This window comes from Microcystis sp. M31BS1 (genome assembly GCF_020245285.1).
Taxonomy (GTDB): Bacteria; Cyanobacteriota; Cyanobacteriia; order Cyanobacteriales; family Microcystaceae; genus Microcystis; species Microcystis panniformis.
Genome location: NZ_JADBVE010000070.1, coordinates 1 through 8423, shown reverse-complemented (window position 1 = coordinate 8423; position 8423 = coordinate 1). Strand labels below are relative to the sequence as shown.

Here is an 8423-nt window from a genome sequence, read left to right as displayed (position 1 = left end):
CAAGCACCTCGGTTGAACTGGATGTCCACGCCCTTTTTCAGAATATAGGCACCCAAGCTACAAAGCGGTATTTTTTACCTAGGTTGGGACGGGTTGCCTACTTCTCAAGATACAAGGTTGGGTTGAAGCATGAAACCCAACGCCTGCATGGGTTACGCTACCGCTAACCCATCCTACAAATAATTGTGCCTCCCTACTTACGTCGAGAACCAAAACTCCCCGAAAGTGGAAACGCTACTGCGTTAGTTTCATTCTGGTCGTGATTCATCTCCCGTTAACCGCTACGCGGTTTAACGGGAGTCCTCTCGCTCCATTGAGATAGACTATAATGGGAGATTGCCGCTTCTACTTCTCTTAAGTGGGTGGGTGGAATTAAATATAAGATGAACGTAGGTTGGGTTGAAGCATGAAACCCAACGCCCGATTATGTTACGCTACCGCTAACCCATCCTACAAATAATTGTGCCTCCCTACTTAACTAGACATAATCCGAAAATTATGCCCCCGTCAGACCGAATCCACAAGCATTTTAACTTAACGTCCATCGACTGCCAGGCGGCGGACGGAGCTAAATAAGGGTCGGGAGGTCAGTCCCCGTCATACCTAACGATAAAGGGCGCAAACCTTACGCCCTTTACAGAATGATTTTAAACCGATTGCTCTAGCAAAATTGTCTGTTTACCCGATGTTAATAACAACTGGGTTTGCTTAATTTCTCCCTTGTGGTTACGCCATTGAATGTCAACGGGTAAAGCGGTATTAGGGTCAATTTTGCCTAAACCAAAGTGTAATACTGGACTTCTCACACCAGAATGACCATTGCCCCCATCTACCTGCGCCACCAGCTGACTGCCATCAGGTAGAGACACCTTAACCGCTGCCCCAATTGCGGGGATACCCATTTTCCCTTTTTCTGAAGAGGGATTAGGGGAGAGCGCAGGGTTTAAAAGCTCTAATTCCAGAGATTGACCGATATTTGGACTATCATTGCGATAAAAATAAGAGGTTTCCCACTGATTTGCCACTACAAAGTCTAAATCCCCATCTCCATCCACATCGGCGGTGGCAATTCCTCTGGTGACAGAGGGATCATCTAAGCTTAATTGCGATGCCAAATCATAGTAACGTCCATCTTTACCCCGCACAAAAAAGGGATTATGTTGATGACCACTTAAATCGTCTCCATCTTGGAAATGAAACCAACTATTGGGGATTTTCAGGACTTGATCATTACTCATGGCTAACTCATGTAATTCCGGCCAACGATTGATGTCACCTTTACGAAATCCTGTGGCTTGCAACGCTTCTAACTCCCCATCATTATCAAAATCGCCGAATTTTGTTTCCCAACTCCAGCCACTACGAGAGACTCCCAGGGGTTCGCTTTTATCGACATAAGGGGCGATTCCTCGGGACATTTTCTCCGTTTCTCCCGTACTGGTAAAGAGAAAATGACTTTCCTCTAGGGCGTATTCCGAAGCAATATTACTCACATAGATGTCTAGGAGTCCATCATGGTTAATATCCCCGAAATCCACCCCCATTCCCTTAAAGCTATCATGGCCCAGTACCTTAGAATTAGGTGTCGTTAACCCTTTTTGCCCTTCCAGTAAGGCAAATTGGAGATGTCCTCTAGTAGAACGATTATGTAAGAGGCGATCGGATCCGAAATCATTGGCAAAATAAATCTCTGGCAATAAATCCCCGTCTAAATCGGCTGTTCCGACGGCCAATGTCCAACCATGAGCAATTTTCTCCTCAAAAGCATCTTGGACTTCTTGATAAGTCACTCCAGTGGTAGAGGCATCGGACCACAAGAAAACTCGATTTTTACCGCCATTATAAGCACGGGTCATCGAATCTTGCATTTTCTCGATTTTCTGGGAATTGACATCCAAAATCTCGGCATTATCTGGGAAGTAATTGCCAATGATTAAGTCTGGGTGTCCGTCCCCATCTAAATCCGAGAAGGTTGCCGCATTGGTGTACCATTTTTCCCTTTTTTGGCTGATTTGCTGCTGAAGATAACCTTGATCTTGCTTGATAAAAGCGATCGGTGTTCGTCCCCAATAATACACCAATAGATCCCTGAGTCCATCCTCATTGAGATCACTAGGAATACATCCCATCGGGGCCATGGTTTGGTCGTTATAGTCAAAATCGGTGACATTCAGGGTGAAGGGCTGATAACGATTGCCCGTACTCGGAACAGGGGAGATAATCACCTGATTACTTTGGGTTTCTACATGACAGAGATCATTATCCAAGCCATCTCCATCGAGATCCCCCAGGGCAACTGCCGCCCCAACTGCCGAAATCCAGCCCGAATGACGGCTTAAACTGGGATTTGTCGGTCTTTCTACTTGATAGGGTTGATTTTCTAATTCAGGTAAGGGAAAACGAGTAAAGGCAAAGCGAGAAGCGATCGCATCTCTTGCGGCCATTGATAGGGCAGGGAGACGGGAAACAGAGAATAAGACTAAAATTAGCCCCAATGCCAAGATAGACTTGCTATGGCGTCGGATGAATTTTTCCAAACGATTCATGGTTTCAAAGAAGTAACTACATTCAATCTAAGCTTAAGACAGTTTAGGGGATTAAGTACGAAAATGACTTTGGATGGCTTGTCGCCATTGTTCATAGGCAGGGATTTGGTCGTGGTAATCTAAGCCGATGAGGGTATCATCAGTGATCTTGGCTGTTTCAGTAATAGCCATTCCACACAAAATTTGACAGGCTATTTCGGTATTTTCCTGGCAGTTTTCGGCTAGTAAACGTGCTTTTGCCGCAAAAGCTGCTCCCTGGGCTAATTCTGCTCTATAAGGTTCAGCCAGCTGTTTTAAATGTTGAATTTCTTCGGGAGACACTCCCCCCGCGTAAGTGCAAGCCAAGCCGATCCCACTCCATAAATGGGGTTGAAGCAGCGGGTCGAATTTTTGGATCTGATCGGCAATTTCGGGAATATTTGCCCCTTTCACAAACCAAAGACTGCGCCCTAACCCTTGGGCAAAGACAAGACGCGCATAACCCGATAATTCTTGAGGAGACTTTCTCTCTCGGATATACTTAGGCCAGGCAAAGTATCCTTGATGAAATCCATAGCCGTCAAGGGCTAACCAACCTAATAGGGAATCTGGAAAATTTTGGGCAGAATGTTCTAATTTTTGGAGATAAAAGCGCAAAGAAAAAGGAATACGGGCTAATTGCCATCCTTTCCCTACATAGGCCATGTAAATATGCTTTTTCCCCTCGTTTGCTAAAAAATGCTCAAAGCGATTGCGCTTACCCAGGGTTAAACAATCTAGCAAAGATAAAGCCATCGCTGCCCCTTCATAAGCAAATCCTCTCAAATTGAGCGTGACACCTTCAAGAAGAGGAAACAAGTCCGTGAGAGAATGAGCCATAATTGCTGCATTATAGCCATAGATAAAAGTTTGCCCGATCGTTTCCAAATATATCTGTTTTTGAGGCTGAACAGCCAGGCCGCCGCTTTGCGTATCACAGATGAATCCGCGCTGATTAAAGGTTGCCGCTTGGGGTGAAAGGAGCAACAATCGTTGTGGAAAACGATTTACCTGCCTAGGAGAAAATTTGTGATCAAAATTGACAGCAGGATGCTCGAAGGGTGTGCCTGAGAAATTAGATGCCATTGTTAAAAAAAGTTGACAAAGTTGACAACCCTTGATGGGAGGCCGAAGATATGACCTCATGTTACCTTAAACAAAGTTTATTTGATGAATCCTTATCCCTGTTAACAACCATGGCTAACTTTCGCCTTCAAAATTCCTATTCTTTAAAATATTGGTTTTGGGGTCTTTTAGGAGCTTTTATGGGATTTAGCTTGGGAACAACCGTTATTATCTTCTATTTTAGACCAGAATCATCCTTGAAAGCTTCCCAGTTATCGATTTCCCCGATGGTTTCTCCTGATACTCCCGAAGCTGTTGCTGCCCTTGGTTATCTTGAACCTCAAGGTGGAATTACTCAAATATCAGCTACTGCCTTTTTGGAAGGAAGTAGAGTAGATAAAATACTGGTAAAACAGGGAGAAACAGTTGAAAAAGGCGAAATTTTGGCTATTTTAGATAATAATGCCCGTTTGCGAGCATCCCTGAAACAAGCTCAAGCAAATCTGGATTTAGCAGCATCTAAACTCGAAAAAGTGAGAGAAGGGGCAAAAAAAGGCGAAATTATGGCTCAAGATTCCCGTATGCGTCAAAGCAAAGCGGAATTAGAGGGACAAATAATGAGGCAAAAAGCAGCGATCTCTAGTTTGGAATCGGAACTTGAAGGGGAAAAACTAGGACAAAAAGCTACCGTTGAAAGAATTAAAGCAGAATTGAATAATTCTCTCACAGATTGTCAACGTTATCAATCTTTATACCGTAATGGTGCAGTTTCTCAAGGGGAAAAAGAGCGATTTTGTTTAGAGGCGACAACTACACAAAAAAGACTCCAAGAAGCTGAGGCTAACTTGCAACGCATTACGACTACCTTAGAACAAAAAATTCAGGAAGCCAGAGCCAATCTACAACGAACTCTTAATACTTTAGAACAACAAATTCAAGAAAACCAAGCTATGTTAAGTGCAGTTACGGAAATTCGTCCTGTTGATCTTCAAATTGCTCAAGATGAAGTAATGACAGCTAAGGCTAATGTAGAACGCGCTCAGGCGGAATTAGAATTATCCTATGTGCGTGCGCCCCATGCAGGAAGAATTTTAAAAATTCATACTTTTCCTGGAGAATTAGTGAAAAATGAAGGGATTTTAGATTTGGGAAACATCCAAAAAATGTATGTGAAAGCAGAAGTGTATGAAACCGATATTAGTCGAGTTAAATTAGGTCAATCTGTAACGATAAAAACCGATAAACTGCTCGGAGATTTAGAGGGAACTGTGGAAGAAATAGGTTGGAAAGTGGGACGACAAGATGTTTTAGGAACCGATCCTGTTGTCGATACAGATGCTAGAGTCGTCGAGGTAAAAATTAGCTTAGATCATCGCTCTAGTGCTAAAGTTAATCGGTTAACTAACTTAAAGGTTAATGTGATCATTCACCCTAACTAAATAACTCATTCATAAGATGAATATTCCCACTGCTTGGTTACAATTAGCTCATAAAAAAACTCGTTTAATTGTTGCGCTGTCTGGTATTATTTTTTCCACTGTGATTATTTTTATGCAGTTGGGAATTCGAGATGCTTTATTTGAGAGTGCTGTTCATTTACATAATAGTTTAGAAGGTGATGCTTTCCTGATTAGTCCCCGTTCTACATCCTTAATTGCCATGGAAAGTTTTAGTGAGCGAAGACTATTACAAGTCTTATCCTTTAATGAAGTGGAATTAGTCAGTCCAATCTATGTAGGCTATGCTCAATGGAAAAATCCCGATACAAAAAACTATTGGCGTAATATTTTTGTAATTGGAATTGACTTAAGATATCAAGCATTTAAGGCTGTGGGAATCAAAGAAAATTGGCAAAAATTAAAGATAAAATATACCACCTTATTTGACCAAAATTCTCGTAGGGAGTTTGGAAATATTGCTGAAGATTTCCAGAAGGGTAAAACTATTATTACTGAGGTGGGAAATTCTGGTAATAATCGAAAAATAGAAGTGGTTGGTCTCTTTGAATTAGGGACATCTTTTGGTTCAGATGGTAACTTACTAATGAGCTACTCTAACTTTTTAAGAATATTTCAGAATCGTTCATCTCGGTTCATTGATATTGGCTTAATTAAGTTTCAACCAGATATTGATCAGCAATCCTTACTCAAAAAGTTAAAGAAATATTTGCCGAAAGATGTCAAAATATTAAGCAAGCAAGAGTTGATTAACTTTGAAAAAAATTATTGGGCAACCAGTACAGCTATTGGTTTTATTTTTAATTTGGGGGTATTTTTAGGATTAGTGGTCGGGATTGTGGTGGTTTATCAAATTCTTTATACCAATGTTGCAGAACACTTAGCAGAATATGCAACTCTAAAAGCAATGGGATATCACAATCGTTATCTTCTCTGGCTTGTCTTTCAGCAAGCTCTGATTATTGCAGTATTGGGTTATATTCCTGGCTTTTTATTAGGGATGATTCAGTATTATTTTACCCAAAAATACACCTTACTTCCCATTGAAATGACCCCTACTAGAGCAATATTCGTCTTTGGCTTAACCTTGCTCATGTCCTTGATTGCTGGAGCCACGGCTATTAATAAGCTCCAATACGCCGATCCTGCCGATATTTTTTAGAGGATGTTTGAAAAGGGTTAGGGGTAGCGTAGTCATCTAGGCCAGCCGCCTCAACAAGAGTCGGCTCATACCGGGATAAATGAAAGCGGCGGAAGTTTCGGGTTAAGCTCATTTAAACCACTAATTGGCTATAACCAGTTTAGGAGAGTCATTTTTTATCGGTTATTTTTATCTCACATTCCTCGGGTTATCCTTTAGATTGGGATGTGATAGTTCTCTAAAGCTAATTGCAGTTGAGCAGGAATTGGAGTGGGTCTGGTTTCACTATCCTCTCGTCGCATACAGGCCGTTTGTTGTTCTCCTTTTGCCACTAATTCTTCACCTTCATCAGTCACTCGCCAATATTCAAATAACATGGTAATTCGGTTTTGTTTAATCTCTCCTAAACGCATCCGAATAATAACATGATCAAAGGCAAATAATTCGGACAGATACTCACAGGATACTCGAACCGTTACTAAAGCCAATCCTTGGGATAATTCTGTGATAATATCTGGGGCATTATCTTTGAGAAACATTTCCCGACAACGACCTTGCCATTGCACATAATTGGCATAATAAACATTACCAACTAAATTGGTTTCTTGAAAACTGACAATGTGATGATATTCGTAGGCTTTCATCATGATTATTTAGCAATTTTTTCGAGATTAACAACGGTTTTAAAAGAACGCTATTGACAATTGACCAATTTTGTCAGCTGCTTGTCCTCTACACATTTGCAATCATACCAGTCAATCAGAATAGTTATGATCTCAACTGCGATGACAAATTCTACTCCAATATGTCTGAACCGCGCTCTGGGTAGGCAAACCATATAAAGTTCATTTTGTCAAGGATTGTTAAGATGCGCTTACCCTGAGTTATAGTAGGAATTTTAAGATGATCATAGGTTATCCTGATAATGATAAACTAAAGACAAGTTTTTTATTTTCTGATTATAACTCATGAATCAACCGTTAACTCGTTTTTCTCAAGAATGGTGGTCTGTCTATCAAACCACATGGAACGAACAAGAAAACTTAGGTAAAAAGTTCGCTAAATTGGGAAAAGTAATTCTTTGGTTTAGTGATCGTCAGGGGGTTTCTGTTTGTTCAGAATGGGATGATCAGGGTCAGATTGTTAGTTTAGAACTGATTGAGGAAATGGATGAATCTTTACCGATTTTTTCAGCGACTAGAGAGAATTGGGAACGATTCGTTAATCAAGAAATTGGTGCAGTTAAAGCGGTAATGACAGGGTTAATTGATTATCGAGGATCGATGACGATTATTGTTAAATATGGTCGTCACTTTGATTGTTTAGCAGAAGTAGCTCAAAAAGTCAATTAATTATTTTATTTTGACTTTGTATTCCAGTCTGTATTATTTGCCAAAATCCTAGTCACTAATGAATGAAGAAAAGGTAAATCTTGCTTAACAGTATCCCAAACCACGTCTAATTTAACAGAAAAATATTGATGAGTTACTTTATCTCTCATTTTAGCGATATCTTTCCAAGGAACTTGAGGATGTTGTTGTCTAATATTCTCAGGAATTTTCTTAACAGCTTCACCGATAATTTGAATGGCTCTGGTAACGGCAAAAATCGTCTTTTTATCTTGACAAAAATCATCAAAATCCATTCCCTCTGTGAATTCAATTGCTAAACCAATTGCTTCTTCCATATCTCTTAAATAATCTTCACTATATCGCTCAATCATAAATAAATAACCTCTGAGAGAATTTGCTCGCCAATTTTCGGTTTAAGACTATCTTTCATGACTAAATCAACTTGAACGCCTAACAAATCACTAAGATAGTTTTCTAGGCGACAAAAGGTCAATAAACCAAAGTGATAGCCTGATTCAAATTCAACTAATATATCAAGGTCGCTGTCTGGTGTTGCTTCTCCCCTAACATAAGAGCCAAAGATTCCTAGTGCTTGAATATGGTACTGTTTCTTTAAATAGGAATCTTGCTTTTTCAAGCAAGTTTTAATATTTTCTAGGTTAGTCATTTGAAGAATTAGGTAATTTTTCAGCGATCACTATTAGAATAACCTTTATTATACAAAAATTGTTGATATAATTAATGAACTTCTGGCAGAACGTAGGTTGGGTTGAAGCATGAAACCCAACGCCTATTAAAATAACCTTTATTATACAAAAATTGTTGATATAATTAATGAACTTCT

The 8423-nt window shown here is 40.1% G+C and carries 8 protein-coding genes; 3 read left to right on the top strand and 5 right to left on the bottom strand.

Translation table 11 applies throughout. From position 1 onward, the window contains the following. Nucleotides 1-647 precede the first annotated feature (647 nt). Together IM509_RS03880 and IM509_RS03875 are read right to left on the bottom strand one after the other, a co-directional pair. A complete protein-coding gene (locus IM509_RS03880) occupies nucleotides 648-2546 on the bottom strand; it encodes a CRTAC1 family protein (RefSeq protein ID WP_185237203.1) in 1899 nt (632 codons plus the stop codon). A gap of 51 nt (nucleotides 2547-2597) precedes the next feature. Beyond that, a complete protein-coding gene (locus tag IM509_RS03875; protein WP_052278408.1) occupies nucleotides 2598-3650 on the bottom strand; it encodes a DUF1702 family protein in 1053 nt (350 codons plus the stop codon). 50 nt (nucleotides 3651-3700) lie between these two features. Here IM509_RS03875 and IM509_RS03870 point away from each other — a divergent pair, with 50 nt between their 5' ends. Both IM509_RS03870 and devC read left to right on the top strand, forming a co-directional pair. Next, nucleotides 3701-5068 carry an ABC exporter membrane fusion protein gene (locus IM509_RS03870; protein ID WP_052276165.1) on the top strand — a complete coding sequence of 456 codons (1368 nt, stop codon included), beginning with the start codon at nucleotides 3701-3703 and terminating at the stop codon, nucleotides 5066-5068. A gap of 16 nt (nucleotides 5069-5084) precedes the next feature. After that, nucleotides 5085-6248 carry an ABC transporter permease DevC gene (gene devC / locus IM509_RS03865; protein ID WP_052276164.1) on the top strand — a complete coding sequence of 388 codons (1164 nt, stop codon included), beginning with the start codon at nucleotides 5085-5087 and terminating at the stop codon, nucleotides 6246-6248. 194 nt (nucleotides 6249-6442) lie between these two features. On the opposite strand, the gene IM509_RS03860 is transcribed toward devC, so the two are convergent. After that, nucleotides 6443-6874, bottom strand: coding sequence for an acyl-CoA thioesterase (locus IM509_RS03860; RefSeq protein ID WP_170863911.1), 432 nt, complete (start codon nucleotides 6872-6874; stop codon nucleotides 6443-6445). Nucleotides 6875-7195: 321 nt separating this feature from the next. Here IM509_RS03860 and IM509_RS03855 point away from each other — a divergent pair, with 321 nt between their 5' ends. Beyond that, on the top strand, nucleotides 7196-7579 hold the full coding sequence (locus tag IM509_RS03855) for a hypothetical protein (protein WP_052276162.1): 384 nt from the start codon (nucleotides 7196-7198) through the stop codon (nucleotides 7577-7579). A 5-nt stretch (nucleotides 7580-7584) separates the two neighbouring features. On the opposite strand, the gene IM509_RS03850 is transcribed toward IM509_RS03855, so the two are convergent. Together IM509_RS03850 and IM509_RS03845 are read right to left on the bottom strand one after the other, a co-directional pair. Continuing rightward, the gene (locus tag IM509_RS03850; protein ID WP_002787346.1) at nucleotides 7585-7950 is read right to left on the bottom strand and encodes a HepT-like ribonuclease domain-containing protein; all 366 of its coding nucleotides are present in this window, start codon (nucleotides 7948-7950) and stop codon (nucleotides 7585-7587) included. Then, the gene (locus IM509_RS03845) at nucleotides 7947-8246 is read right to left on the bottom strand and encodes a nucleotidyltransferase family protein (RefSeq protein WP_002787344.1); all 300 of its coding nucleotides are present in this window, start codon (nucleotides 8244-8246) and stop codon (nucleotides 7947-7949) included. Before IM509_RS03845 ends, IM509_RS03850 begins: the two co-directional genes overlap by 4 nt. Nucleotides 8247-8423: the final 177 nt, after the last annotated feature.

Bases quoted from the DNA above. Each gene is read 5' to 3' on its own strand.
- IM509_RS03880 (WP_185237203.1), bottom strand. From the start codon at position 2,546: ATGAATCGTTTGGAAAAATTCATCCGACGCCATAGCAAGTCTATCTTG.
- IM509_RS03875 (WP_052278408.1), bottom strand. From the start codon at position 3,650: ATGGCATCTAATTTCTCAGGCACACCCTTCGAGCATCCTGCTGTCAAT.
- IM509_RS03870 (WP_052276165.1), top strand. From the start codon at position 3,701: ATGACCTCATGTTACCTTAAACAAAGTTTATTTGATGAATCCTTATCC.
- devC (WP_052276164.1), top strand. From the start codon at position 5,085: ATGAATATTCCCACTGCTTGGTTACAATTAGCTCATAAAAAAACTCGT.
- IM509_RS03860 (WP_170863911.1), bottom strand. From the start codon at position 6,874: ATGATGAAAGCCTACGAATATCATCACATTGTCAGTTTTCAAGAAACC.
- IM509_RS03855 (WP_052276162.1), top strand. From the start codon at position 7,196: ATGAATCAACCGTTAACTCGTTTTTCTCAAGAATGGTGGTCTGTCTAT.
- IM509_RS03850 (WP_002787346.1), bottom strand. From the start codon at position 7,950: ATGATTGAGCGATATAGTGAAGATTATTTAAGAGATATGGAAGAAGCA.
- IM509_RS03845 (WP_002787344.1), bottom strand. From the start codon at position 8,246: ATGACTAACCTAGAAAATATTAAAACTTGCTTGAAAAAGCAAGATTCC.